This is a genomic window from Streptomyces cirratus (assembly GCF_014650775.1).
Lineage (GTDB): Bacteria > Actinomycetota > Actinomycetes > Streptomycetales > Streptomycetaceae > Streptomyces > Streptomyces cirratus.
The window spans coordinates 419,204-444,651 of the sequence record NZ_BMVP01000002.1 but is presented as its reverse complement, the minus strand read 5'-3'; the positions used below and the strand labels follow the sequence as shown (position 1 = coordinate 444,651).

28 protein-coding genes are annotated in these 25,448 nt (G+C 72.5%); 15 read left to right on the top strand and 13 right to left on the bottom strand.

Annotated elements, in window-relative coordinates; translation table 11 throughout:
* Positions 1 to 148 precede the first annotated feature (148 nt).
* On the bottom strand, positions 149 to 1,102 hold the full coding sequence (locus tag IE207_RS06990) for a DeoR/GlpR family DNA-binding transcription regulator (RefSeq protein WP_190183140.1): 954 nt from the start codon (positions 1,100 to 1,102) through the stop codon (positions 149 to 151).
* A gap of 175 nt (positions 1,103 to 1,277) precedes the next feature.
* Positions 1,278 to 2,717: an NAD(P)H-quinone dehydrogenase gene (locus IE207_RS06985; protein WP_190183139.1), complete on the bottom strand. Its 1,440-nt coding sequence runs from the start codon at positions 2,715 to 2,717 to the stop codon at positions 1,278 to 1,280.
* A 220-nt stretch (positions 2,718 to 2,937) separates the two neighbouring features.
* Between IE207_RS06985 and IE207_RS06980 the strand changes: the two genes are divergently transcribed.
* From IE207_RS06980 to IE207_RS06960, 5 genes are all read left to right on the top strand, one after another.
* Positions 2,938 to 3,375: a gamma-glutamylcyclotransferase family protein gene (locus IE207_RS06980; protein ID WP_030231145.1), complete on the top strand. Its 438-nt coding sequence runs from the start codon at positions 2,938 to 2,940 to the stop codon at positions 3,373 to 3,375.
* A 111-nt stretch (positions 3,376 to 3,486) separates the two neighbouring features.
* Positions 3,487 to 4,293, top strand: coding sequence for a purine-nucleoside phosphorylase (locus IE207_RS06975; protein WP_190183138.1), 807 nt, complete (start codon positions 3,487 to 3,489; stop codon positions 4,291 to 4,293).
* Between the two features lie 37 nt (positions 4,294 to 4,330).
* Complete coding sequence (locus IE207_RS06970; RefSeq protein ID WP_190183607.1) at positions 4,331 to 5,971, top strand: phospho-sugar mutase; 1,641 nt, start codon at positions 4,331 to 4,333, stop codon at positions 5,969 to 5,971.
* Between the two features lie 125 nt (positions 5,972 to 6,096).
* Positions 6,097 to 6,864, top strand: coding sequence for an SDR family NAD(P)-dependent oxidoreductase (locus IE207_RS06965; protein ID WP_190183137.1), 768 nt, complete (start codon positions 6,097 to 6,099; stop codon positions 6,862 to 6,864).
* Between the two features lie 26 nt (positions 6,865 to 6,890).
* Positions 6,891 to 7,271 (top strand): MerR family transcriptional regulator, encoded by a 381-nt coding sequence (locus IE207_RS06960; RefSeq protein ID WP_195826305.1) that lies wholly within the window; start codon positions 6,891 to 6,893, stop codon positions 7,269 to 7,271.
* A 28-nt stretch (positions 7,272 to 7,299) separates the two neighbouring features.
* Here the strand turns inward: IE207_RS06960 and IE207_RS06955 are convergent, their stop codons facing one another.
* The 3 genes from IE207_RS06955 to afsQ1 are packed head-to-tail and all read right to left on the bottom strand — an operon-like array spanning position 7,300 to position 10,089.
* On the bottom strand, positions 7,300 to 7,932 hold the full coding sequence (locus IE207_RS06955) for a hypothetical protein (RefSeq protein WP_229873422.1): 633 nt from the start codon (positions 7,930 to 7,932) through the stop codon (positions 7,300 to 7,302).
* Positions 7,922 to 9,514, bottom strand: a complete 1,593-nt coding sequence (locus IE207_RS06950) for a sensor histidine kinase (protein ID WP_373304689.1) — start codon at positions 9,512 to 9,514, stop codon at positions 7,922 to 7,924. The genes IE207_RS06955 and IE207_RS06950 overlap by 11 nt, the downstream gene beginning before the upstream one ends.
* Positions 9,412 to 10,089 carry a two-component system response regulator AfsQ1 gene (gene afsQ1 / locus IE207_RS06945; RefSeq protein WP_180291024.1) on the bottom strand — a complete coding sequence of 226 codons (678 nt, stop codon included), beginning with the start codon at positions 10,087 to 10,089 and terminating at the stop codon, positions 9,412 to 9,414. The genes IE207_RS06950 and afsQ1 overlap by 103 nt, the downstream gene beginning before the upstream one ends.
* A gap of 170 nt (positions 10,090 to 10,259) precedes the next feature.
* On the opposite strand from afsQ1, the gene IE207_RS06940 reads away from it, so the two are divergent.
* Positions 10,260 to 10,952: a SigE family RNA polymerase sigma factor gene (locus tag IE207_RS06940; RefSeq protein WP_190183135.1), complete on the top strand. Its 693-nt coding sequence runs from the start codon at positions 10,260 to 10,262 to the stop codon at positions 10,950 to 10,952.
* 373 nt (positions 10,953 to 11,325) lie between these two features.
* Here IE207_RS06940 and IE207_RS06935 read toward each other — a convergent pair whose 3' ends face one another.
* Positions 11,326 to 11,958, bottom strand: coding sequence for a uridine kinase family protein (locus IE207_RS06935; RefSeq protein ID WP_190183134.1), 633 nt, complete (start codon positions 11,956 to 11,958; stop codon positions 11,326 to 11,328).
* Between the two features lie 155 nt (positions 11,959 to 12,113).
* Between IE207_RS06935 and IE207_RS06930 the strand changes: the two genes are divergently transcribed.
* A complete protein-coding gene (locus IE207_RS06930; RefSeq protein WP_190183133.1) occupies positions 12,114 to 12,440 on the top strand; it encodes a hypothetical protein in 327 nt (108 codons plus the stop codon).
* Positions 12,441 to 12,509: 69 nt separating this feature from the next.
* Here the strand turns inward: IE207_RS06930 and IE207_RS06925 are convergent, their stop codons facing one another.
* From IE207_RS06925 to deoC, 3 genes are read right to left on the bottom strand one after another with little or no spacing between them, the layout of a single operon-like run.
* On the bottom strand, positions 12,510 to 13,406 hold the full coding sequence (locus IE207_RS06925) for an aldehyde dehydrogenase family protein (protein WP_190183132.1): 897 nt from the start codon (positions 13,404 to 13,406) through the stop codon (positions 12,510 to 12,512).
* Positions 13,399 to 14,835 (bottom strand): aldehyde dehydrogenase family protein, encoded by a 1,437-nt coding sequence (locus IE207_RS06920; RefSeq protein ID WP_190183131.1) that lies wholly within the window; start codon positions 14,833 to 14,835, stop codon positions 13,399 to 13,401. Before IE207_RS06920 ends, IE207_RS06925 begins: the two co-directional genes overlap by 8 nt.
* A gap of 5 nt (positions 14,836 to 14,840) precedes the next feature.
* Positions 14,841 to 15,803: a deoxyribose-phosphate aldolase gene (deoC, locus tag IE207_RS06915; RefSeq protein ID WP_190183604.1), complete on the bottom strand. Its 963-nt coding sequence runs from the start codon at positions 15,801 to 15,803 to the stop codon at positions 14,841 to 14,843.
* Between the two features lie 305 nt (positions 15,804 to 16,108).
* Here deoC and IE207_RS06910 point away from each other — a divergent pair, with 305 nt between their 5' ends.
* The 5 genes from IE207_RS06910 (at position 16,109) to IE207_RS06890 (ending at position 19,375) form a co-directional block, all read left to right on the top strand.
* Complete coding sequence (locus tag IE207_RS06910) at positions 16,109 to 17,146, top strand: hypothetical protein (RefSeq protein WP_190183130.1); 1,038 nt, start codon at positions 16,109 to 16,111, stop codon at positions 17,144 to 17,146.
* A gap of 83 nt (positions 17,147 to 17,229) precedes the next feature.
* Positions 17,230 to 17,835 carry a class F sortase gene (locus IE207_RS06905; protein ID WP_190183129.1) on the top strand — a complete coding sequence of 202 codons (606 nt, stop codon included), beginning with the start codon at positions 17,230 to 17,232 and terminating at the stop codon, positions 17,833 to 17,835.
* 25 nt (positions 17,836 to 17,860) lie between these two features.
* Complete coding sequence (locus tag IE207_RS06900; protein WP_190183128.1) at positions 17,861 to 18,490, top strand: PH domain-containing protein; 630 nt, start codon at positions 17,861 to 17,863, stop codon at positions 18,488 to 18,490.
* A 69-nt stretch (positions 18,491 to 18,559) separates the two neighbouring features.
* Positions 18,560 to 19,120: a VanZ family protein gene (locus IE207_RS06895; protein WP_190183127.1), complete on the top strand. Its 561-nt coding sequence runs from the start codon at positions 18,560 to 18,562 to the stop codon at positions 19,118 to 19,120.
* Positions 19,121 to 19,162: 42 nt separating this feature from the next.
* A complete protein-coding gene (locus tag IE207_RS06890) occupies positions 19,163 to 19,375 on the top strand; it encodes a PspC domain-containing protein (protein WP_190183126.1) in 213 nt (70 codons plus the stop codon).
* Positions 19,376 to 19,400: 25 nt separating this feature from the next.
* Here the strand turns inward: IE207_RS06890 and IE207_RS06885 are convergent, their stop codons facing one another.
* The 3 genes from IE207_RS06885 to IE207_RS06875 form a co-directional block, all read right to left on the bottom strand.
* Entirely contained in the window at positions 19,401 to 20,165 is a 765-nt protein-coding gene (locus tag IE207_RS06885; protein ID WP_190183125.1) for a hypothetical protein, read from the bottom strand.
* 154 nt (positions 20,166 to 20,319) lie between these two features.
* Positions 20,320 to 20,583, bottom strand: coding sequence for a hypothetical protein (locus tag IE207_RS06880; protein WP_190183124.1), 264 nt, complete (start codon positions 20,581 to 20,583; stop codon positions 20,320 to 20,322).
* Positions 20,584 to 20,721: 138 nt separating this feature from the next.
* Positions 20,722 to 21,870, bottom strand: coding sequence for an adenosine deaminase (locus tag IE207_RS06875; RefSeq protein WP_190183123.1), 1,149 nt, complete (start codon positions 21,868 to 21,870; stop codon positions 20,722 to 20,724).
* Positions 21,871 to 21,984: 114 nt separating this feature from the next.
* Between IE207_RS06875 and IE207_RS06870 the strand changes: the two genes are divergently transcribed.
* The 3 genes from IE207_RS06870 to IE207_RS06860 all read left to right on the top strand — a co-directional run bounded on the left by IE207_RS06870 (position 21,985) and on the right by IE207_RS06860 (position 24,513).
* Positions 21,985 to 22,698 carry an alpha/beta hydrolase gene (locus IE207_RS06870; protein ID WP_190183122.1) on the top strand — a complete coding sequence of 238 codons (714 nt, stop codon included), beginning with the start codon at positions 21,985 to 21,987 and terminating at the stop codon, positions 22,696 to 22,698.
* Positions 22,699 to 22,790: 92 nt separating this feature from the next.
* Entirely contained in the window at positions 22,791 to 23,159 is a 369-nt protein-coding gene (locus IE207_RS06865; protein ID WP_190183121.1) for a cupin domain-containing protein, read from the top strand.
* Between the two features lie 247 nt (positions 23,160 to 23,406).
* On the top strand, positions 23,407 to 24,513 hold the full coding sequence (locus IE207_RS06860; protein WP_229873420.1) for a helix-turn-helix domain-containing protein: 1,107 nt from the start codon (positions 23,407 to 23,409) through the stop codon (positions 24,511 to 24,513).
* Here the strand turns inward: IE207_RS06860 and IE207_RS06855 are convergent.
* A complete protein-coding gene (locus IE207_RS06855) occupies positions 24,464 to 25,390 on the bottom strand; it encodes a LysR family transcriptional regulator (RefSeq protein WP_190183120.1) in 927 nt (308 codons plus the stop codon). The genes IE207_RS06860 and IE207_RS06855 overlap by 50 nt on opposite strands.
* Positions 25,391 to 25,448 lie beyond the last annotated feature (58 nt).

Genomic DNA, 25,448 nt, shown 5'->3' with positions numbered 1-25,448 from the left:
GCGGGGGCCTTCGCGGATTCAGCCTTGCCGGCGTTTGCGGCGGGGGGTGCGGGGCGCAGCCCCGCGGAGCACGGCGCAGCACGGGGCGCTCGCGCCGCGGCGCCGGACCCAAACCAGCACCGGCACCGGCCACCGCACCGGCACCCGCTCAGCGCCGCCGCATGTCCGCGACCCGGGGCCGGTCCCCGGCAGCAGCCTGCTCCAGCATCGAGGCCGGCGCACTGCGCAGCTGCGCCGTCGGACCGCCGCGCCTCTGCACCGGCAGGGGCGACTCACGCCGCGGCCGGCGCCCCGCCATCCCCTCACCGCCGGAGGCCGCCGCGCCGCCCGCCACCGTGATCTGCACGCCCTGGTCGGCCAGCGCCTGGAGTTCGGTGGCGGCCCGTTCGTCGTGCGGCGGCGGCTCGTCGGTCACCAGCCGCGTCATGACGTCCGTCGGCACGGTCTGGAACATGGTGTCGGTGCCCAGCTTCGTGTGGTCCGCGAGGACCACCACCTCCGCGGCCGCCTGCACCAGCGCCCGGTCCACGCTCGCGGAGAGCATGTTGGACGTGGACAGCCCGCGCTCGGCCGTCAGCCCGCTCCCGCTCAGGAAGGCCCGCGACACCCGCAGCCCCTGGAGGGACTGCTCGGCGCCACTGCCGACGAGCGCGTAGTTGGAGCCGCGCAGGGTCCCGCCGGTCATCACCACTTCGACCCGGTTGGCATGGGCCAACGCCTGGGCGACGAGCAGCGAGTTGGTGACCACCGTCAGCCCGGGCACCCGTGCGAGCCGGCGGGCCAGCTCCTGGGTGGTGGTGCCCGCGCCGACGACGACGGCCTCGCCCTCTTCGACGAGGCTCGCCGCGACGTCCGCGATGGCGGTCTTCTCCGCGGTGGCGAGATGGGACTTTTGCGGAAAGCCGGACTCCCGCGTGAAACCGCCCGGCAAGACCGCACCGCCGTGCCGGCGGTCGAGGAGTCCTTCTGCCTCCAGTGCCCGCACGTCCCGCCGTACGGTCACTTCGGAGGTCTGGACGACGCGGGCGAGCTCACGGAGCGATACCGCTCCGTTGGCCCGCACCATTTCGAGGATCAATTGGCGACGTTCTGCAGCGAACACGAAACTGACAGTAACCCGGGCGACCGACTGCTTTCAGCTCCTTCCGCCGGAATACCGAAGTTGTCCAGAAGGTGGGGCGACAAGTGGTATACGCGGCCGGACAGTTGCGTGAACAGTCCGGTACTGCCCCTCCAGTCGCCCCAAGTCCCTTGCGGACCAGGGCGGTTCGCGGCGGTTACGCCTCCCCGGCGACCTTGCGGGTGTGCAACTGGCGCGCCACCTCGGCGATCGAGCCGGACAGGGAGGGGTACACGGTGAACGCGTTTGCGATCTGCTCGACCGTCAGGTTGTTGTCCACCGCGATCGAAATGGGGTGGATGAGCTCGCTGGCGCGCGGCGCGACGACCACGCCGCCGACCACGATGCCGGTGCCGGGACGGCAGAACAGCTTCACGAAGCCGTCCCGGATGCCCTGCATCTTCGCCCGGGCGTTGCGCAGCAGCGGGAGCTTCACGACGCGGGCGTCGATCTTGCCGGCGTCCACGTCGGCCTGGGTGTAGCCGACGGTGGCGATCTCGGGGTCGGTGAAGACGTTCGAGGAGACCGTCTTGAGGTTCAGCGGGGCCACCGCGTCCCCGAGGAAGTGGTACATCGCGATCCGGCCCTGCATGGCGGCGACGGACGCCAGCGCGAAGACGCCGGTCACGTCACCGGCCGCGTACACGCCCGGCGAGGACGTGCGGGACACCTTGTCGGTCCAGATGTGCCCGGACTCCTTGAGCCGGACCCCGGACTCCTCCAGGTTCATGCCCTGGGTGTTGGGGACCGCGCCGACCGCCATCAGGCAGTGGGTGCCGCTGATGACCCGGCCGTCGGAGAGGGTGACCTCGACCCGGTCGCCGACCCGCTTGGCGGACTCGGCGCGCGAGCGGCCGATGACGTTCATGCCGCGGCGGCGGAAGACGTCCTCCAGCACGGCGGCGGCGTCGGGGTCCTCCCCCGGCAGCACCCGGTCGCGGGACGACACCAGCGTCACTCGGGAGCCGAGGGCCTGGTAGGCGCCCGCGAACTCGGCGCCGGTCACACCGGAGCCGACGACGATGAGCTCCTCGGGGAGCTCGTCGAGGTCGTAGACCTGGGTCCAGTTGAGGATGCGCTCGCCGTCGGGCATCGCGTCGGGGATCTCGCGGGGGTGGCCGCCGGTCGCGATCAGCACCGCGTCGGCGGTCAGGACCGTCTCGGAGCCGTCGGCGGCGGTGACGATGACGTCCCGGGTGCCGTCGATGCCCTGCGGGCCGCCGAGCTTGCCGCGGCCGCGCATGACGCGTGCGCCCGCCCGGGTGACGGAGGCGGTGATGTCGTGCGACTGGGCGAGCGCGAGGCGCTTGACGCGCCGGTTCACCTTGCCGAGGTCGACGCCGACGACGCGCGCGGCCTGCTCGATGTGCGGGGTGTCGTCCGCGACGACGATGCCGAGCTCCTCGTACGACGAGTCGAAGGTCGTCATGACCTCGGCGGTCGCGATGAGGGTCTTGGAGGGCACGCAGTCGGTCAGTACCGAGGCGCCGCCGAGCCCGTCGCAGTCCACGACGGTCACCTCCGCGCCGAGCTGAGCCCCTACGAGGGCCGCCTCATACCCGCCGGGTCCGCCGCCGATGATCACGATCCGGGTCACGAAAACTCCGCCTCACGTCTACCCGGCCGGCTGCCGCCCCGGCCGGGGCTTCCGGGGGGTCTCCCCGGGGGATGCATTCCGTGCCCCATTGTCCCGCACGCTTCAAGGTGCTTCACGCCCGGTCCCTCCGTCGGCTCCGCCGAATCGGTCATGCTGTGGTCGCCCCCGGTCATCGGCCTGGGCACGCCGCCCGGGCCGCCCCTCCCGTACCCTCGACCTCATGTCGCTCTACGCCGCGTACGCCGGCAACCTCGACCCGCGGCTGATGACGCGCCGCGCTCCGCATTCGCCGCTGCGCGGCACGGGCTGGATCAACGACTGGCGGCTGACCTTCGGCGGCGAGCAGATGGGCTGGGAGGGCGCCCTCGCCACGATCGTGGAAGCGCCCCGCCACCAGGTCTTCGTCGCCCTGTACGACATCGCGCCGCTCGACGAGGACTCGATGGACCGCTGGGAGGGCGTCGGGCTCGACATCTACCGCCGGATGCGGATCCGGGTGCACACCCTGGACGGCGAGGAAGCCGCCTGGGTGTACGTGCTGAACGGCTACGAGGGCGGTCTGCCCTCCGCGCGCTACCTCGGCGAGATCGCGGACGCGGCCGAGTCGGCGGGTGCGCCGCACGACTACGTGATGGAACTGCGCAAGCGCCCCTGCTGAGGCCTTCAGGGCCGGCGGGAGTCATTTCGGCGGAAACGACAAGGCAACGATCCGAACACCGTGACCTGTGCCATCTACGCGCGTAGGCCAGGAACGGTTACGCTCGTCAGCGTGAACGCATCTGTTACCGACCCCTTCGCCGACGCCACCGCCGCGGCCGCCCGCCTGCGGGAGCTGACCGGCGCCGAAACCCACGATGTCGCCCTCGTCATGGGCTCCGGCTGGGCCCCCGCCGCAGAGGCGCTCGGCGCGCCCGAGGCCGAGTTCCCCGTCACCGAGCTGCCCGGCTTCCCGCCGCCCGCCGTCGAGGGCCACGGCGGCAAGATCCGCTCCTACAAGATCGGCGAGAAGCGCGCGCTGCTCTTCCTCGGCCGGACCCACTACTACGAGGGCCGCGGCGTCGCCGCCGTCGCCCACGGCGTCCGTACCGCCGTCGCCGCCGGCTGCAAGACCGTCGTGCTGACCAACGGCTGCGGCGGCCTGCGCGAGGGCATGAAGCCCGGCCAGCCGGTCCTGATCAGCGACCACCTCAACCTGACGGCCACCTCGCCGATCGTCGGCGCCAACTTCGTGGACCTCACCGACCTCTACTCGCCGCGCCTGCGCGCGCTGTGCAAGGAGATCGACGAGACCCTCGAAGAAGGCGTCTACGTCCAGTTCCCCGGCCCGCACTACGAGACCCCGGCCGAGATCAACATGATCCGCGTCATGGGCGCGGACCTGGTCGGCATGTCCACCGTCCTGGAGGCCATCGCCGCCCGTGAGGCCGGCGCCGAGGTGCTCGGCATCTCCCTGGTCACCAACCTGGCCGCGGGGCTGTCCGGCGAGCCGCTGAACCACGAAGAGGTGCTCCAGGCCGGCCGTGACTCGGCCTCGCGCATGGGCAAGCTGCTGACCCAGGTCCTCGCCCGCATCTGAGGACCGTACGAGAGGTAAGGCGGAAGTAGTGCAGGAAGTGCAGGACGACCTGATCACCCGGGCCCGGGCGTGGCTGGCCGAGGACCCGGACCCGCAGACGGCGGCGGAACTCGCCGAGCTGATCGAGGCCGGCGACACGGCGGAACTCGCGGACCGGTTCTCCGGCATGCTGCAGTTCGGCACCGCCGGGCTCCGCGGCGAGCTGGGTGCGGGCCCGATGCGGATGAACCGTGCCGTGGTCATCCGCGCCGCGGCGGGCCTCGCGGCCTACCTCAAGGCCCAGGGCCACGCCGGCGGCCTGGTCGTCGTCGGCTACGACGCGCGCTACAAGTCGGCGGACTTCGCCCGTGACACCGCGGCCGTCATGACCGGCGCCGGTCTGCGCGCGGCCGTCCTGCCCCGTCCCCTCCCGACGCCCGTCCTCGCCTACGCCATAAGGCACCTGGGCGCCGTCGCCGGCGTCGAGGTCACCGCGAGCCACAACCCGCCCCGGGACAACGGCTACAAGGTCTACCTCGGTGACGGCTCCCAGATCGTCTCCCCGGCGGACGCCGAGATCGCCGCGGAGATCGAGCGGATCACCACCCTCGACTCCGTACCGCGCCCCGAGTCCGGCTGGGAAGACCTCGGCGACGAGGTCCTGGAGGCCTACCTGGCCCGTACGGACGCCGTCCTGACCCCCGGCTCCCCCCGGGGCGTGCGGACCGTCTACACGGCCATGCACGGCGTCGGCAAGGACGTCGTGACGGCCGCCTTCGCCCGGCACGGCTTCCCCACCCCGGTCCTGGTGGCCGAGCAGGCGGAACCGGACCCGGCCTTCCCGACCGTGGCCTTCCCCAACCCGGAGGAGCCGGGTGCGATGGACCTGTCCTTCGCGAAGGCCGCCGAGGTGAACCCGGACATCGTCATCGCCAACGACCCGGACGCGGACCGCTGCGCGGTGGCCGTCCCGGACGACGGCGGCTGGCGGATGCTCCGGGGCGACGAGGTCGGCGCGCTCCTGGCCGCCCACCTGGTCCACAAGGGCGCCCGCGGCGTCTTCGCCGAGTCCATCGTCTCCTCCAGCCTCCTGGGCCGGATCGCGGACGCGGCGGGCCTCCCCTACGAGGAGACGCTCACCGGCTTCAAGTGGATCTCCCGCGTCGAGGGCCTGCGCTACGGCTACGAGGAGGCGCTGGGCTACTGCGTGGACCCCGAGGGCGTCCGCGACAAGGACGGCATCACGGCCGCCCTCCTGATCGCCGAACTCGCCTCGGAGCTCAAGGAGCAGGGCCGCACCCTGAACGACCTGCTGGACGACCTGGCGATGGCCCACGGCCTGCACGCCACCGACCAGCTGTCGGTACGGGTCTCGGACCTCTCGGTCATCGCCTCGGCGATGGCGGCCCTGCGCGCGCAGCCGCCGACGTCCCTGGCGGGCCTGCGGGTCACCTCGGCGGAGGACCTCAGCCGGGGCACGGAATCCCTGCCCCCGACGGACGGCCTGCGCTATTACCTGGAGGGCGACCACAAGGCCCGGGTGATCGTCCGCCCTTCGGGCACGGAGCCGAAGCTCAAGTGCTACCTGGAGGTCGTGGTACCGGTCTCGGAACCCTGCGACCTCACCCCGGCCCGCACCCGCGGCCAGGAGATCCTGGACGCGATCAAGAAGGACCTCTCGGCAGCCGCCGGCCTGTGATCCCTGCCGCGCCGCCCGCACGCACCGGCCCCCCGAGCCTCCCGGCCCGGGGGGCCGGTCTGCGTCCGACGGGTACCCGCGGGCCAACGCGGGGTTGACCTTGCCGCTGGCGGCAGGGTCGGACGATGACCGGCATGGACAGCACCGCACCGCAGAGCCGCAGAGTCGTCGTCGTCACCGGAGCCGGCACCGGCATAGGCCGGGCAGCCGCCCGCGCCTTCGCCGCCGAGGGCGCCCACGTGGTCGCGATCGGACGGCGAAGAGAACCGCTCGACGAGACCGCGGCCGGGCACGACCGGATCGTGCCGCTGGCCGCCGACATCACCGCCGAGGGGGAGCCCGAGCGGATAGCCCGGGCCGTCTCGGCGACGCATGGTCGACTGGACGTGCTGGTCAACAACGCCGGCATCGTGCGCGGCGGCGCTCTCGGCTCGCTCGGCCCCGCGCTGATCACGGATCAGCTCGCGACGAACCTCGTCGCTCCCCTCCTGCTGACCCAGGCCGTGCTGCCGTTCCTGGAGGCGTCGGGCGGAGTGATCGTCAATGTCAGTACGTCGGTGGGCCAGCGGGCGTGGCCCGGGAACTCGCTCTACGCGGCGACCAAGACCGCCCTGGAAGCGCTGACCCGGAGTTGGGCGGTCGAACTGGCGCCCCGCGGGATCCGGGTGGTGGCGGTCGCCCCCGGCGCGATCGACACCCCCATCGGCGAACACCAGGGCCTGACGCCCGAGCGGCGGGCCGCCGTGCGGCAGTGGCAGCTCGCGCACACCCCGATGGGCCGGATAGGCCGCCCCGAGGAGGTGGCGTGGGCCATCACCCGGCTCGCCGCGCCGGGCGCGTCGTTCGTCACCGGGGTCGTGCTCCCGGTCGACGGCGGAGCGGTCGTGGCGTGATAGGAGTGGCCCGGGAGGTGGGACGGGTGCGGATCGGTGAGCTGGCCCGGGCGACGGGGACGACCGCCCGTGCGCTGCGGCACTACGAGCAGGCCGGGTTGATCTCCTCGGAACGGGCCTCCAACGGCTACCGCGTCTACGAGGAGGGGGCGGTGGTGCGGGTCCGTAACATCCGCCACCTGCTGTCCGCCGGGCTCACCCTCGAGGACGTACGGGTGTTCCTGCCGTGCCTGGACGGCGACGTGGCCGCCGCACCGCCTTCGGACAGGGGCTTGCGGGTCGCCCGGGAACGGCTGGCGGTCCTCGACGAGCGAATCGCCGCCCAGACCGGCGCCCGCGACCGACTGGCAACCGCCCTGCGACAGCACGCCCGAGCCGCGGGCACCCCCGGCCCCGCCGGCTCTTGAGGCGCCGGCGCGGCCGCCCCACAGGCCGTCAGGAAGGGCCGGCCGACGGCCGGACGACGTCCCCCAGCGTCGGCACCGACTCCGGCCTGGAGCGGACGGCGTCGCTGCACTCCCAGGCCCTCGGCGGGTCGGCGTCCGGACCGCCCAGGACCACCGGCCCCGGGCCCGCCGAGACCGCCTCGCTCTCCGCCAGCGTGCACACGATCTGCGACAGGGCCACCGGCGGCAGATCCTCCGGCTTCCGGCTCAGCCGCACGGTCCCCGCCGGATCACCCGCCCGCGTCGGCGCCGCCGACAGGCCGGCCGGCACCCCGGTCGTGAACCCCGCGTCCCGCTCCTGCGCCGACGGTTCCCGCTCCAGCGCCTCCAGCAGCGCCTGCGCCGCCAGCACCACCGGTTCGCGCGCAGGCCGCTTCTCCGGCACCGGCACCACCCGTTCCACACCCACCAGCTGCGACCCGCACACCAGCTCCACGGTCGCCCGGAACCCCGGCACCCCGCTCGGCTGCTGCCCGCTCGGCTGCGCCGGGGTGTCGCAGGACACCCGCGACGGCGCCGCGCCCACGTCCACCGGCACGGTCGTCGCCCGAATCCCGCACCCCGACGTCACGGCCGCCACCAGCAGCAGCGCCCCCGCCACACGTCCGGTCCTACGCCTCACCGGCAATCACCTTCCCCACGTCCACCGGCAGCCGCAACGTGAACAGCGCCCCGCCCTCGCTGCCGTTGGCGGCCGTGATGTCGCCGCCGTGGATGTGCGCGTTCTCCATCGCGATGGACAGGCCCAGCCCGCTCCCGTCCGACTTCGGCCGGGACGCGCTCGCCTTGTAGAACCGGTCGAAGACGTGCGGCAGCACCTCCTCCGGGATGCCCGGACCGTTGTCCTTGACCGCGATGAGCAGCCACTCCCCCTCCACCCGCACCGACACCCGCACCGGCGAGCCGCCGTGCTTGAGCGCGTTGCCGATGAGGTTGGCCAGGATCACGTCGAGCCGCCGCGGGTCGAGCCGCACCACGATCCCGCGCTCCGCGTCCAGTTCCACGGCGTCGAGCCACGCCCGCGCGTCGATGCAGGCCGTGACCTGGTCGGCGACGTCCACGTCGTCCAGGACGAGGCGTGCCGTTCCCGCGTCGAAGCGGGTGACCTCCATCAGGTTCTCCACCAGGTCGTTCAGTCGCCGGGTCTCGCTCACCACCAGCGCCACCGCCGGTGCGATCATCGGATCGAGGTCGTCGACCTCCTCCTCCAGCACCTCGGCGACCGCCGTCAACGCCGTCAGCGGCGTGCGCAGTTCGTGCGACATGTCCGCCACGAAGCGCCGGCTGGACTCCTCCCGGGCGCTCATGTCCGCGACCTTCTTCTCCAGCGCCTCCGCCGTCTTGTTGAAGGTGTGCGACAGGTCGGCGAGTTCGTCGGTCCCCGACACCTCGAGCCGGTGGTCGAGTTCGCCCTCCCCGAGCCGCCGCGCCGCGTCGCCGAGGCGTTGTACGGGCTTGAGCACGGTCCGGGCCGCGGCCTGCGCCAGCAGCGCCGACCCGAGCAGCGCGAGACCCGTCGCGATGGTCAGCGACCAGCCGAGCGCGTTGAGGTCGTCGCGTTCCTGTGCGAGCGACTTGTACATGTAGCCCGTCGGGCCGCCGCCCACGATCCGCGTCCCGCCCACCAGGTAGGGGTTGCCGCGCGGCTTCGTCCGCTGCCAGTACATGTGGTACTCGGCGTCGTTGGCGGCCGTCGTCTTCTGCCGGTCGTTCACGGCGTTCTGGAGGGACTTCGGCACGTCTGCCAGCCCGAAGGAGTCGGGGCCGGCCGCGCCGAACACCTTGCGGCCGTCTTTCAGCTCGTCCACCAGCAGCACGCTGTACCCGGGGCTGCTGCCCGCCATCAGCTCGGCGGTGCGCTGCAACTCCTCGGGCGTCGGATCGGCGGGCAGCGCCGCGGCCCGGTTCTGCATCTCCTGGCGGAAGTCGCCGAGGGCCGCGTCCTGGGTACGGGTGAGCACCGCCTCGCGGTTGAGCCAGTAGGCGATCCCCGACGCGGACACGGCGGCCGTCAGCGCGACCAGGGCGAACACGACGAGGAGCCGCAGTCGCAGACTGGTCCAGCGCCGACCCGCGAACAGGCCCCCCGGGAACTGCTTGGTCACTGCGGGGAATCCAGGCGGTAGCCGACGCCGCGGACCGTACGGATCAGCGTGGGCGAGGACGGGACCTCCTCGACCTTCGCGCGCAGCCGCTGCACGCAGGCGTCGACGAGGCGCGAATCACCGAGGTAGTCGTGCTCCCAGACCAGGCGCAGCAACTGCTGCCGCGAAAGTGCCTGGCCGGGCCTGCGGCTGAGCTCCAGCAGCAGGCGCAGCTCGGTCGGGGTGAGTTGGAGGTCCTCGCCGTTCTTCGTCACCGTCATGGCGGCGCGGTCGATGACCAGGGACCCGAACACGGCGGAGTCACTGGCCTCGCGTTCGCCGCGGCGCAGCACGGCCCGGATCCGGGCGTCGAGCACCCGGCCCTGGACGGGTTTGACAACGTAGTCATCGGCTCCGGACTCCAGCCCGACGACCACGTCGATGTCGTCGCTGCGCGCGGTCAGCAAGATGATCGGCAGCTGGTCGGTGCGCCGGATCCGCCGGCACACCTCGAAGCCGTCGATCCCGGGCAGCATCACGTCCAGCACGATCAGGTCCGGCCGCTGCTCGCGCAGCAGTTTCAGGCCGTCCTCGCCCGTCGCCGCGGTGGCCACACGGTGGCCCTGGCGTGACAGGGAGAGTTCGAGGGCCGTGCGGATGGCGTCGTCGTCCTCGATCAGCAACAGGAAAGGCACGGGCTCATTCTGTCCCATCGGCCGTCGGGACTCGACCGTCCGTCGTACGCGGATGCGACGGCGGGCCGCTGTGACAGGGCTGTGACAGTCGCAGGACACCCCGGTTAAGTCGGGGGGGCAGGCTTCTAGCACAGACGGACCGAAGCAGACTCCACGACGGGGGGCGCGAGATGAACACGCTGCACAGCACCACGACCAGCGCGGTCGTCACGCGGCTGCACGATGCGAACCGCCGGGCGGGTGTCCGTACGGCGACGGTCGCCCGTCAGCGGCCGACGCATCCTGTAGCCATTGACGCGAACACGTACCAGGCGGTTCCCGCTCCGCGGCTTCCTTCCTCCTCGGAGGCGGAATTCACGGCGTACGTGCAGGAACGCAGGGCGGCGCTCTTCGCCACGGCGTTCCATCTCACCGGCGACCGGTACGAGGCGGAGGACCTGCTGCAGAGCGCGCTGTTCTCGACCTACCGGGCGTGGGACCGGATCAGCGACAAGGCGGCGGTCGGCGGGTACCTGCGGCGCACGATGACGAACCTGCACATCAGCGCGTGGCGCCGGCGGAAGCTGAACGAGTACCCGACGGAGGAGCTGCCGGAGACGGCCTCGGACACGGACGCGATGCGGGGTACGGAGCTGCGGGCGGTGCTGTGGCAGGCGCTGACCCGGATCCCGGAGCCGCAGCGGACGATGCTGGTGCTGCGGTACTACGAGGGCCGCACGGACCCGGAGATCGCGGAGATCCTGGGCATCAGCGTCGGCACGGTCAAGTCCAGCATCTGGCGGTCGCTGCGGCGGCTGCGCGAGGACGACGTCCTGAGCTTCGGCCGGGACGAGGCGGAGTCCTTCGGGGAACTCGTCGCCTGACGAAGACCATCGGGCCGGGGGGCCCGCCCTACGGGGGTAGGGCGGGGCCGCGGGGGGAAGAGGCGGGATCAAGCGGTCGGGGGTCCGCATGATCCCGCCTCTTCGCACGCGCCGCGCGCCTGCCCGCCGTTCGCGGCGCGGCCGGACCATTTCCGACCCCGCCGCGCGACTCCAGCCCCCGCCGCACACAGCCGGCCCCGCCGGCGTTTGAGGCGCGGGGTCTGGGGCGGAGCCCCAGGGAACCCGGCTCCGCCGGGCACCGGGCTCTGCCCGGACCCGCGCCTCAAACGCCGGCGAGGCTGGAAATGACCCGGCGAGACGGCAGTGGGCCGACGGCGAGGCCGGGTCGGCGCCGCGAGCAGCCGCGAGGGGGTCAGGCCGGGGTCGGGGTGCGGTGACGGCCCGCCGCGGAGGCGGCCAGGCGGCCGAGGGCTTCGTCGCGCCCGCAGGGATACGCTCCGAGCGCCGCGTGGCGGGCCACGATGCCCCGCTCCGCCCGCATCAGCCGCCAGCCCCTGCGCAGCAGGAACGGCACGGACTTCCGCCCCTCCCGCAGGTCCCGCGCCAGCCGCCGGCGGAACGTCGTCGACGGCCGCCCCCGCAGGCAGATCGCGTCCGCCAGCAGCCCCAGCTCCTGGCACCGGGCCACGATGTCGGCCGCGAAGATCCCCTCCGCGATGAACAGCGGCGTCCGGGCGATGTCCAGCGTCTCCGCCCCCGTCCGCGAGGACGTCGCGATGGAGTACACCGGCACCTCGGTACGCCCCGCCGCACACAGTTCCGCGATAGCGGCGACCGCCGCCTCCGAGTCCCACGACAGCGGCGAGTCCCAGTCGATGTCGGAACTGCCCTCCACCAGGGGCAGCGTGGGGTCGTCGCCCTCCTTGTAGAAGTCGTCCAGGCGCAGCACGGGCAGGCCCGAGCGGGCCGCGAGCGAGGACTTGCCGGAGCCCGAGGGCCCGGTCAGCAGGACGACGCGCGTGGGGAGGGGAGAGGAGGAGCTCACGGGACACCAGTGTGAACCATCACCTGCCGTACCGGTACATCGGTGACGCGTCCTGCGAGGACTCTCACACGCGGGGGCGGACCGCCGGTTGGAAACCCGGCCCACCGCTCCACTACGCTGCGTGCGCACGCGACTACGACCTAGGCGGGATCCTCATGGCAGCTCTCCGTACCGCAGGCCTGACCCTCTCGATGGCCGGTGCGGCCCTGGCGATGGCCGCCGGCGGCGCGCAGGCGGGCGAACTCTCCGTCCCGGCCGCCCTGGCCGGCGTCACCGACCCGATCGCGAACCTCAAGGTGAACCCGCTCGCCCACACCGGTGTCGACCCGCTGGACAACGGCGTGGGCACCAAGGTCGCGGACTTCCCGGCGGTCGGCACCACCATGGTCACCGGCATCCTGACGCAGGGCCCGTCGGTCGGTGAACTGCCCACCGCCGCCGCGGGCTCGCTCCTGGGCCCGCTGCTGCCCGGAGGCAAGTAACCGGACCGGGCAACACGAAGGCCCCGACAGCGCGGGGGACGCTGCCGGGGCCGGTTCTCGTGGGCCGCCCTAGTACGACGAGCCGGACGCGCCCAGCGAACCCGTGGGGTGCCAGACCGTCTTGGTCTCCAGGAACGCCGTCATGCGCGACGTGCCCGGGTCGGCGGTCCAGTCGTCCACAGGCTGTGGACGCAGGACGCGCTTGAGGTTGTCGGCCGCGGCGATCTCCAGCTCCTTGGCCAGCGCCGCGTCGGCGCCCGCCAGGTCGATCGCGTTGACGTCCTGGTGGGACGCCAGGTGCGGGCCCATCTCGGCGGCCTTGCCGGACAGGATGTTGACCACACCGCCCGGCAGGTCGGAGGTCGCCAGCACCTCGCCGAGCGAGAGGGCGGGGAGCGGGGACTCCTCCGAGGCGATCACCACGGCCGTGTTGCCCGTGGCGATGACCGGCGCGATGACGCTGACCAGGCCGAGGAACGACGAGTCCTGCGGCGCGACGACGGTGACGACACCGGTCGGCTCCGGCGTGGACAGGTTGAAGAACGGACCCGCGACCGGGTTGGCGGCGCCCACGACCTGGCCGATCTTGTCGGTCCAGCCCGCGTACCAGACCCAGCGGTCGATGGCCGCGTCGACGACGGCGGCGGCCTTGGACTTGGACAGCCCCTCGGCCTCGCCGACCTCGCGGACGAACTGCTCCCGGCGGCCCTCCAGCATCTCGGCGATGCGGTAGAGGATCTGACCGCGGTTGTACGCGGTCGCTCCCGCCCAGCCGCCGAACGCCTTGCGGGCGGCGACGACCGCGTCGCGCGCGTCCTTGCGGGAGGCCAGCGGGGCGTTGGCCAGCCAGTTGCCCTTCGAGTCGCTCACCTCGTACACCCGGCCGCTCTCGGAGCGGGGGAACTTGCCCCCGACGTACAGCTTGTAGGTTTTGAAGACGTTCAGACGCGTGGTCGTCTCAGACATCGAGGTAAGCCTCCAGGCCGTGGCGACCGCCCTCGCGGCCGAAGCCCGACTCCTTGTAGCCGCCGAAGGGCGAGGTCGGGTCGAACTTGTTGAACGTGTTGGCCCACACCACACCCGCGCGGAGCTTGTTCGCCACCGCGAGGATGCGGGAGCCCTTCTCCGTCCAGATGCCGGCGGACAGGCCGTACTGGCTGTTGTTGGCCTTCGCCACGGCCTCGTCGGGCGTACGGAAGGTCAGTACGGACAGCACCGGACCGAAGATCTCGTCGCGGGCGACGATGTGCGCCTGGGTGACGTTGGTGAAGAGGGTCGGCGCGAACCAGTAGCCGGAGGACGGCAGCTCGCACGCCGGGGACCAGCGCTCGGCGCCCTCGGCCTCGCCGGTGTCGGCGAGCGCGGTGATCCGGGCCAGCTGCTCGGCGGAGTTGATCGCGCCGATGTCGGTGTTCTTGTCGAGCGGGTCGCCCAGGCGCAGGGTGCTCAGGCGGCGCTTGAGGGAGTGCAGCAGCTCGTCGTGGATCGACTCCTGGACCAGCAGGCGCGAGCCCGCGCAGCAGACCTGGCCCTGGTTGAAGAAGATGCCGGTGACGATGCCCTCGACGGCCTGGTCGACGGGGGCGTCGTCGAAGACGATGTTGGCGCCCTTGCCGCCGAGCTCCAGGGTGACCTTCTTGTCGGTTCCGGCGACGTGGCGGGCGATCTTCTTGCCCACGGCCGTGGAGCCGGTGAAGGCGACCTTGTTGACGTCCGGGTGCTCGACGAGGGCCGCGCCCGCGTCGCCGTATCCGGTGAGGATGTTGACGACGCCCTTGGGCAGACCGGCCTGGCGGCAGATGTCCGCGAAGAAGAGGGCGGAGAGCGGGGTGGTCTCGGCGGGCTTGAGGACGACCGTGTTGCCGGTGGCGAGCGCGGGGGCGATCTTCCACGCGAGCATCAGCAGCGGGAAGTTCCAGGGGATGACCTGGCCGGCGACGCCGAGCGGGCGCGGGTTCGCGCCGTAGCCGGCGTGGTCGAGCTTGTCGGCCCAGCCCGCGTAGTAGAAGAAGTGCGCGGCCACCAGGGGGAGGTCCGCGTCGCGGGTCTCCTTGATCGGCTTGCCGTTGTCCAGGGTCTCCAGGACGGCCAGCTCGCGGCTGCGCTCCTGGATGATGCGGGCGATGCGGAAGAGGTACTTGGCGCGCTCGGAGCCGGGCAGCGCGGACCACTTCTCGAAGGCCTTGCGGGCGGCCTTGACGGCGCGGTCGACATCGGCGGCGCCGGCCTGGGCGACCTCGGCGAGGACCTCTTCGGACGACGGCGAGACGGTCTTGAAGACCTTGCCGTCGGCGGCGTCGGTGAACTCGCCGTCGATGAAGAGCCCGTAGGAGGGGGCGATGTCGACGACCGAGCGGGACTCGGGAGCCGGCGCGTATTCGAATACAGATGCCATGGTGATCAGTCCACCGTCACGTAGTCGGGACCGGAGTAACGGCCGGTGCTCAGCTTCTGCCGCTGCATCAGCAGGTCGTTGAGCAGGCTGGAGGCGCCGAAGCGGAACCAGTGGTTGCTCAGCCAGTCCTCGCCCACGGTCTCGTTGACCAGGACCAGGAACTTGATCGCGTCCTTGGTGGTGCGGATGCCGCCGGCCGGCTTCACGCCGATCTGGATTCCAGTCTGCTCCTTGAAGTCCCGGACGGCTTCGAGCATCAGGAGGGTGTTGGCGGGGGTGGCGTTGACGCCGACCTTGCCGGTGGAGGTCTTGATGAAGTCGGCGCCCGCGAGCATGCCGATCCAGGAGGCGCGGCGGATGTTGTCGTACGTCGACAGCTCGCCGGTCTCGAAGATGACCTTGAGGCGGGCGGCACTCCCGTCGGGACGCACGCACGCCTCCTTGACGGACTTGATCAGCTCGTACGTGTCCAGGTAGCGGCCGGCGAGGAAGGCGCCACGGTCGATGACCATGTCGATCTCGTCGGCGCCGGCGGCGACGGCGTCACGGGTGTCCGCGAGCTTGACGGGCAGCGCGGCGCGGCCGGCCGGGAAGGCGGTCGCGACGGAGGCCACCTTGACGTCGGCGCCGTTCAGGGCGGCCTTGGCGGTGGCCACCATGTCCGGGTAGACGCAGACCGCGGCGGTCATGGGCGTCGTGCGGTCGGTCGGGTCGGGGTTGACGGCCTTGGCGGAGAGCGCCCGTACCTTGCCCGGGGTGTCCGCACCCTCAAGCGTGGTCAGGTCGATCATCGAGATGGCCAGGTCGATGGCGTACGCCTTGGCCGTCGTCTTGATCGAGCGGGTGCCGAGGGAGGCCGCGCGGGCCTCCAGTCCGACTGCGTCTACGCCGGGCAGCCCGTGCAGGAAGCGGCGCAGCGCACTGTCGGACGTCGTCACGTCAGCGAATGCGGTGAGGGTGGTGGGCATGGTCACCAGATGAGCATATCTACGCGCGTAGCGACATGTCACCCCCCGCCGGTGCACATCTGTGCGCGCTCTCCCGCATCCGGGCGCGGCGGGCGTCCGGCCGCAGCCCGCCCTGCGGACCGCTGACCTCCGGTTTTGCTGTTACACGGCGCGGACAGAAACCCCACGTTCCGGTCGAACAAGATCCGTAAATTTCTCTTCAGCAGCCCGCCAGACCTCCGGATGAAAGCTTCGGCAGAGAACCCGTAGAGAAAAGGGGCATGCGACTCTCCCACCTTCCCGCGACAATGCTTCCTGGAGTCGTTATGCGTTCCGCCCTCCGCACCTCGATCGTCACCGCCGCCCTCGCCGGCGCCCTGCTCGCGCCGGCCGCGACGGCGCTCGCCGCGCCCGCCCCGCAGACCGCTGCCGGGACCGCGGCAACCGGATCGGTGTCGGACGAGGGCCGCTACACGGGCGAGCCGGTCTACATCGGCAAGGGCCTGGTCGCGGTGCTGCGCAACGGCGCCGAGGGCCCCGAGGCCTGGATCCGCGCCGTGGGCCCGAACTGGAAGCCGGGCGACGACTACATGGTCCGCGTGGTGGCGGTGGTGGACCGCACGCACCCCGCCCTTGCGGCCAACGGTCTGCAGCTGCGGCTCACCAAGGCGGAGACGGCCGCCCCGGTGCTCGTCGTCACCACGGACGGGGTGGCCAAGTCCTACCCGCTGCCCAAGGGCAAGACCGGTCCGGTCTGCGGGACGGAGACCAAGGAGGTCGCCCTCGGCGGGGCCCTCTTCGCCGACGTCGCGATGTCCACCGCGGGCCCGGAGGTCACCATCCGGACGGACGTCACCGACAACTGGCGCCACCTGGACCGCACCTTCCCCGCGCTGCCCGCGTCCGACGGCATCATCGCGCGCATCGTCAACCCGAGCGGGGCGGCGCCGATCTTCGAGTGGAAGGCCCAGGGCGGCGACACGCCGCTCGGCCGGACCGCCTTCCCGGCTCTGCCCAAGGGCTGCAAGCCGGACTACAAGGTCACGGAGGGCCAGGGCACCGACAAGCCCGCGCCCAAGCCCTCCCCGTCCGCCGCCACCCCGTCCGCCGCCACGCCGTCCACCGCCACGCCGTCCACCGCCGCCAAGCCTGCCGCCCCGGCCGACGTCAAGCCCGTCGCCGACGTGAAGCCCCAGACGGGTGCGCAGACCGTGGTCGTGCCCCAGGGCCCGGTCGCCGCCGGGGCGGAGATCGCCGCCGAGGAGACCGGCAACGCCACCACCGTGGCCGCCGGCGCCGGGCTGGCCGCCGTACTGGCCGCGGTCGGGGCCGCCTTCCTGATCCGCCGCCGCGCCCAGCGCTGACGCGTACGGCCCGCACTCCCCCGACCTGCCTCCGGCGGGCCACCTCCGCGGTGGCCCGCCGGCCCCGTTTCCCGGAGCCCCCGATGACCCACCGCACACGCCCGCTCCTGGCCGCCGTACTCCTCGCCGCCGCCCTGACCGGCTGCGGCGGCGCCACCACCGGCGCCACCGACCCCGCCGCGCCGCCCGCCGTCGCCCCCGCGGCCGCCCCCGCGGCCCCGGCGACGGCCGCACCCCTGGCCGCCTCCGCGCCCGTACGCGTACGCATCCCCTCGGCCGGGGTGGACGCCTCCCCGGTGCTGCGACTGGGCCTGGCCGCGGACGGCACCGTCGAGGTGCCCCCGGTCTCGGACGGGGACAAGATCGGCTGGTACACCAAGGGCGTCACCCCCGGCGAGACCGGTCCGGCCGTGCTGATCGGGCACTTCGACACCGCCCGCGGGCCGGGCGTGCTGAGGGACGTCTCGCACGTCCGCACCGGCGACGAGATCGGCGTCACCCGGGCCGACGGCAGCACGGCGCTCTTCCGCGTGCGCGAGCTGGAGCAGGTCGGCAAGAAGGCGTTCCCCACCGCCAAGGTGTACGGGAACACCACCCGTCCGGAGCTGCGCGTCATCACCTGCGGCGGCGAGCTCACCGACGGCCACCGCCCCGACAACATCATCGTGTACGCCGATCTCGTCGGCTGAGACGGCGTGAGGCAGAATCGGGCGCATGAGCAGCCAGCAGCCCGCCGACGGGCCGGTCTACGCCGATCGCGTCTACCGATCGTCCATGGCCGTCGTGACCGGGGTACTGACCCTCGCGCTGATCGTGTGGCTGTGCGGGGACGCCGTCCTGTACGGGGACGGCCGCACGCGCTGGATCGGCCTGGCCGTCGCGCTGTGCGCCGTACCGCTGACCGTCGCCTTCACCATCCGGCCGGCCGTCTTCGCCAACGACGACCGGATGCGGGTCCGCAACCCCTTCCGCGTCATCGAGCTGCCCTGGGGCTCCGTGGACGTGGTGCGCGCCGGGTATTCGGCGGAGGTGCTGGCGGAGGGCGAGAAGTACCAGCTGTGGTCGGTCCCGGTGTCCTTGCGGGAGCGGAAGAAGGCGCAGCGCCAGTACGGCCGGGGTGCCAAGGCGGTCGCCGGGGGCACGGAGCCGGCGACGGGCGCGGTCACCCAGGGGCCGCCGCGGGCGCTCGCCGACAAGGTCGTGGACGAGCTGCAGGAACTGGCCGAGCGCGGGGCGGCGCGCGAGGGCGCCCGGGGCGGCGTCAAGGTCCGCTGGTCGTACGAGGTCATCGCGCCGGCCGCGGCGGGTGCGGTGCTCCTGATCGTGCTGCTGGCGCTGGGGTAGGAGCGGGTGCGTCCCGTCACACCGGGGCGGAGCGGAACCGCGGCCACCGGGGGTTGCGTCCTCGCAGGTGTGCAGCGTCATGAGGCCGGCGACAACGCCGCGACAGCCATCCACCTCCGGCTCCGGCTCTTCGGCGGGGCCCTGCTGGCCGCCCACCTCCTCCTCGTCGGCTGGCTGACCCTGCGGCCGCTGGACGTGCCCTGGGCGGCCGCCGCGAACCTGACCCCGCTGGACGGCATCCGGGCCGACCTGGCCTACGGGCCCCTGGAGGCGGCCCGCCGGATCGGCGGGGGGCTCGCCCTGCTGGCCCCGCTCGGGGTGCTGCTGCCGCTGGCCGGCGGGCGCCTCGCCCGGTCGCCGCTGGGGGCGTGGTCCTCGCTCGCCCGCTCGGGAGCCGCGGCCGCACTGCTCTCGCTGAGCATCGCGATGCTCCAGAGCGGGGTGCCGGGGCAGGTCGTCGACGTCGACTCGGTGCTGCTGAACACCGTCGGCGCACTGCTCGTGCACGCGGCGGTGGTACCGGCCCTCAGGGCCAGGCTGCGGCGCTCTCAGGGGCCCACCCCGAGAATTACCAGGGTCGACGTGAGCCCCTGGGCCGAGGTTCTGTCGGCGGTCCCCCGCGAGTATTGAGGCATCGCAGGAAAGCGGTTCCGAGATACGAGGAGAGACCCCATGAGCGCGATTACCCGCCCCCGTGACGGACGGATGATCGGTGGCGTCTGCGCCGGTCTCGCGCGACGCTTCGGAATGCGGGCGAGGACGATGCGGATCATCTTCGTCCTGTCGTGCCTGCTGCCCGGCCCGCAGTTCCTGATCTACCTGGCGCTGTGGCTGCTGCTGCCGAACGAGAAGCAGGGCGCGGGCTCGGCGCAGACCGCCTGGTAGCGGCCCCCGCCGCCGGCGCGTCCGCTCAGCCCGCCTTGCGGACCTTTTCGAGCTGCTTGTCCGCCACCTCTTGCGGCACCTGTGCCTTCTTCGCGGCGTCGGCCACGTTGAGGGCCATCAGCCGCACGACGGTGGCGCCCTGGCGGACGACGACGAGGTGGACGTGCGCCGAGACGCCCCCGGCGACGGCGGTGGTGGTCCAGCTGACGTTCTCGTCGCCGCCGGTCTTGTACGCGAGGGGCTGCACGTCGCGGTAGCTGCCGGTCTGCTTCTGGACGGTGGCGGAGAAACCCGTACCGCATTCGGCGACGGCGTCGCGCAGCCGGTCCATCAGTCGCTTGGCGTCGGCTTCGGCATAGGAGCTGACGGAGGCGGAGACCGCGAGGCCGACCTGCTTCTGCGAGCCGACGCCCCGGTTGACGGTCTCCTGTGCCGCGGGGTCCGGCTTGTCGCCCATGACGTCGGCGAGGGGCTGGCAGGCCTTCCGGTCGGCCTGGGGCTGGCCGGAGGGGGCGTTGGGGTTCTTGCCCTGCGCGGAGATCTGGTAGCCGTCGAGGTCGCCCGGCTCCAGGGCCGAGCGCTCCAGCCTGCTCGCGGCGGCCTTGGGGGAGGCCGGGGCGGCCGAGCCGGCGGGGGGCGTGGCCGTGGCGCGCGGCGCTTGGGAGCCCTTCGCGTCGGGGGCCGCGCCGGGGCTGTCGGCGGCGCCGCCGCATCCCGTGGCGGCGAGGAGCAGGGCGGGAAGCAGGACGGCGCTCGCCGTCCGTGCCGTGAACCGTTCCTTCAAGCGCATGACCGAGACCCCAAACACCTTGCTTCGGTGGGCAGTTGCCGGTGATCGTGGCACACCGCGCAACGTGGCGCACACCTGGTCGAAGGGGTGTGCGCCACGGGTGCGCGCGTGCGGATGACGCGTGCGGACCACGCGTACGGGCAGCGCCTACGCGTCAGCTGCCGAGGTTGCTGAGCGGCACGCCACCGAGGAGGCTGGTGACCGTACCGAGGGCCTCGCCCGGGTCACTCGCGTCCCGGCCTTCCTTGGCACCCATGTGCTGCTGGCTGGTGAGCCCCTGGACGGCGCCGGTGGCGGTGCCCAGCGCGTCGGTCAGGCCGACGGCCGGGACGGCGGCGGAGGCGGAACCGGCGGCGACGGCGGCGAAGGCGGCACCCAGGGCGGCGGCACCGAGCGTCTTGGCAGCTGACTTCTTCATCAAAATCGTCCTTGCGACGGGGAATTGAGCGGCTCCGCAAACTAGTCACTTCAAACCCCGGCCCGCAAACATCCTTAAATATGAGAAGGCGTCCGGGAATTACTGTTCCCGGACGCCTCACTCATGTCACGCAACGGCCTAAGCCGATACAGAACCGCTGGTCGAAGCAGTCTGACGGAACAGCCACTCGGACTTGAGCTCCGCGTAGCCCGGCTTGATCACGTCGTTGATCATCGCCAGTCGTTCATCGAAAGGAATGAACGCGGACTTCATCGCATTGACGGTGAACCACTGCATGTCTTCCAGCGTGTAACCGAACGTCTCGACCAGGTGCTCGAACTCGCGGCTCATGCTCGTACCGCTCATCAGCCGGTTGTCGGTGTTGACGGTCAGCCGGAAGTGCAGCTTGCGCAGCAGGCCGATCGGGTGCTCGGCGTACGAGGCGGCGGCGGCCGTCTGCAGGTTCGAGGTCGGGCACATCTCCAGGGGGATGCGCTTGTCCCGGACGTAGGACGCCAGGCGTCCCAGCTTCACGGAGCCGTCGGCGGAGACCTCGATGTCGTCGATGATCTTCACGCCGTGACCCAGGCGGTCGGCGCCGCACCACTGCAGGGCCTGCCAGATCGACGGCAGGCCGAAGGCCTCGCCCGCGTGGATCGTGAAGTGGTTGTTCTCGCGCTTGAGGTACTCGAAGGCGTCGAGGTGGCGGGTGGGGGGGAACCCGGCCTCGGCGCCGGCGATGTCGAAGCCGACCACGCCGTTGTCGCGGTAGCGGTTGGCCAGTTCGGCGATCTCCAGCGCGCGGGCCGCGTGGCGCATCGCGGTCAGCAGGGCGCCGATGCGGATGCGGTGGCCGTTCGCCTTCGCACGGCGCTCGCCCTCGCGGAAGCCGTCGTTCACCGCCTCGACGACCTCTTCGAGGGTCAGGCCGGCTTCCAGGTGCTGCTCGGGGGCGTAGCGGATCTCGGCGTACACGACGCCGTCCTCGGCCAGGTCCTCGGCGCACTCGGCGGCGACGCGGAACAGCGCCGCCTTCGTCTGCATGACGGCGCAGGTGTGCGCGAACGTCTCCAGGTAGCGCGGCAGGGAGCCGGAGTCGGCGGCTTCCCGGAACCAGACGCCCAGCTTGTCGGCGTCGGACTCGGGAAGGTTCTCGTAGCCGGCCTCCCGGGCCAGCTCGATGATGGTCCCGGGGCGCAGGCCACCGTCGAGGTGGTCGTGCAGGAGCACCTTGGGGGCACGGCGGATCTGATCCGGGGTGGGCAGGTTCGGGGTGTCGCTCGTCATCTGGGCACTCTAGCTCCTACGCGCGTAGAGCGCGCCGTCGGCGTGAGCCGTCGATACGTAACAGTGACCGTACGGACGGGTCGCGTACACCTGCCAGTCTGAGACTGTTCCGCCATGGCACAGCATGCGCCGCCGGCGCGCGGTGCCCGCCTCGGGCGGGCGGCCGGCGCGAACGGCTCGGTCTCGACGGTCAGTGGTGTGGTGCTCCTGCTTCCCGGGGGGTCCAGATTCTCCCCCGGTCCGCTGCGTCCGCTCGCGCGGGCACTGGCCCGGGCGGGCGGGGTGCAAGGCCTGGCGGCGCACCCGGTGCTGCACGGGGCGGGCGCCCGCGAGGACGACGCCCGGTGGGCGGCCGACGAGGCGGTACGCAGGTACGGGGACGTGCCGGTCTGCCTGGCGGGGTACGACGCGGGCGGCCTGGCGGCGCTGCGGGCGGCGGGGCACGAGGCCGTCCGGGCGGTGCTGGCGCTGGCCCCTTCCGTGGACGGTACGACGGACTCCGCGGAGCCGGTGAAGCAGCTGGCGGGGCGGCAGGTGCTGATCGTGCACGGGACCGACGACGGGCGCTGCGACCCGGAGTCGTCGTTCCTGCTGGCGGCGCGGGCGAAGAAGGCGAATCGTTCCACGTGCCGCTTCGAGGTGCATTCGGACGGGCACCGGCTGCGCGAGCACCAGGCGGAAGTGGTCGCCCTCGGGGTGGACTTCGTCCTCGGCGCGATGTTCTCGGGCCGGTACTCGCGGCCGGTCACGGACGCGCTCGCCGCGCCTCCGCCGCTCGGGCTGCGGATGCCGCTGGCCTCGGGTTTCGGGCGCTCGCTGCGGGGCTGAGCCGTCCGGCCGACGGCGCCGTCCGCGCGTAAAGTGGAAAGCGGACTCGGGTGGTTGTCCTCGGGGGCTTCTTCCACGGGAGGTGACGGGGCATGGCCCAGATCCTGCGCAAGAACTTCGACGACGCGGACGAGACGCGCCCGTTCCAGGACGGCATGGGCCGGCTGGACGTGATCCAGGCGGAGGGCGGGGCCATCGGCCGCGCCGTCTTCGAGCCGGGCTGGCGCTGGTCGGAGCACATCAAGCCGCTCGCCGGCACGGACAGCTGTCAGGCCGCGCACACCGGATACGTGGTGAGCGGCCGGATGAAGGTCGTCATGGACGACGGCACGAGCGAGGAGTACGGGCCCGGGGACTTCATGCAGGTCGCGCCCGGGCACGACGCCTGGGTCGTGGGCGACGAGCAGGTGGTCGCCGTCGACTGGACCGGCTTCGGGGACTACGCGAAGTCCTCCGGCTGAAAGACCCGATGGCGACGGGCGACGCGCCGGACCGGCGGAGCCCGCCGATCCGCCCCCTCACGGTCGGACGGCTGCGGCCGGTCCGGCGCGCCTCGCGCTGCCCTCCCCCGTCGGCCCTTCCCCCCTCGGGCCGGATCCCACTGTGCCCGTTCGGCATGCGCCCCAGTGCCGCGTCCATGCGTCGTCTTGCCGCCTTGCGGGAATACGAGGGGTTTACAAAACCTCACCCACAGGGAGAAATGGGTCCATGTCGGACGACGGCCCCGAAGGGAGCGCCCGGGGAGACGGACTGAGCCCCGCCGCGCGGCGTCTCTACGCGTACGCGGTGGAGCGGCGCGCCTTCACGGCCGGGGAGGCCGCGGCGGCCCTGGGGGTCCGCGCCGGTACCGCCCTCACCGAGCTGGCCGCCGCCCACCTGCTCCAGCGGACCCCCGGGCCCGGCCCGGAGCGGTGGAGCGCGGTGGCGCCCCGGGCGGCCGCGGCCCGGGCCCTGGCCCCGCTGGCGCTGCTCGTCCGGGAGACGCACGACGAGATGGACCGGCTGCGCGGGCGGCTGGAGGAGCTGGTCCCGGCCTACGAGGCAGGAGCCGCCCACCGGGACCCGAGCGGCTCGGGGCACCTGGAGCTGGTGACGGACCTCGGGGCGGTGCGCGGGCTGATCGCGGAACTCGCGGCGGGCGCCGAGTGCGAGTTGCTGACCTCGCAGCCGGGCGGCGGCCGGCCGCCGGAGTCGCTGGAGGAGGCGATCGGGCGGGACGAGGCGCTGCTGGCGCGCGGGGTGCGGATGCGGACCGTCTACCAGCACACGGCCCGGTACTCGCGTCCGACGGCGGCCTACGTGGAACGGGTGACGGCACTGGGCGCGCAGGTCCGCACCCTCGGCGACGGGCTGATGCGGATGCTGGTCTTCGACGGCCACACGGGGCTGATGGATGTACCGGACCGCAGCGGGGCGGCGCTGGTGGTGCGCGAGCCGAACGTCGTGCACTTCATGAAGGCGGCGTTCGAACGGTCCTGGGTGGCGGCGGAGCCGTTCCCCGTGACGGTGGGTCCGGATGCGGCCCGCTCGCTCACGGACGAGCTGCGGCGCACGATCGTACGGCTGCTGGCGGAGGGGCTGGAGGACAAGGTGATCGCGCGCCGGCTGGGCATGTCGGAGCGGACCTGCCAACGGCACATCGCGGGGATCATGCGGGCGGTCGGCGCCAAGTCCCGTTTCCAGGCCGGGTACTTGCTGTCGACGGGAGCGCCGCCGGGACCATCGAACGGAGCGCTGCCCGCCGGCCCCCGGACGGGCGCCCGGCTCACGCTTCGGGAAGCAGCCGGCCCCGACGGGACAGCAGGAACCGCTTGAACTCCGCCACCGGAGGTGTGTCGGGGTGCCCGTCGAGCCAGGCGACGCCGATCTCGCGGACCGCGCGCGGCGCCGTCACCGTCAGCTCCACCACGCCCGGCCGGGCCACGGCGGGCGGTGGCAGCAGAGCCACCCCGAGGCCGGCGGCGACGAGCCCGCGCAGGGTCTCCGCCTCCTCGCCCTCGAAGGCGACCCTGGGGGTGAACCCGGCTTCCGCGCACAGGTCGTCGGTGATGCGGCGCAGCCCGTAACCGGGCTCCAGGGTGACGAAGGTTTCCTCGGCTGCCTCGGCGAGGCGGATGCGTTTGCGGCCCGCGAGGCGGTGGTCGTCGGGCACGACCAGGCGCAGCCGCTGTTCGTCGAGCCGGCGGCCCACCAGGTCGGGTGCGTCGGGCACCGGCGAGGTCAGGCAGAGGTCGAGTTCCCCGGCCCGCAACCGCTCCAGCATGGCTTCCCCGTAGTTCTGGACGAGGGAGAACCGGATCCGGGGGTGGTCGGCGCGGAAGGCGCGGATCAGGCCGGGTACGGTCTCGGAGCCCAGGGTGTGCAGGAAGCCGAAGGCGACCTTGCCGGAGGCCGGGTCGGCGTCCTGCTGCACGGACTCGGCGGCGCGGGCGATCTCTGCGAGGGCCCGCCGGGCGCTGGCGAGGAAGGTGTGCCCGGCGGTGGTGAGGGCGACGGTGCGGCCCTTGCGGGCGAACAGCGTGACGCCCAGGTCCTGTTCGAGGCGGACCATGGCCCGGGACAGGGTGGACTGCGGCACGCCCAGCTCGTGTGCGGCGCGGGTGACGTGCTCGTGCCGGGCGACCGCGACGAAGTAGGCGAGCCGGGGGGCCAGCAGACTTGTCACGGGGATGTCTTCTTCGTAACGACTCATTGACACGCACCTCTCTGAGCTGGGCTGATGCATGAGTGGATCGATTATCGCGATTCTG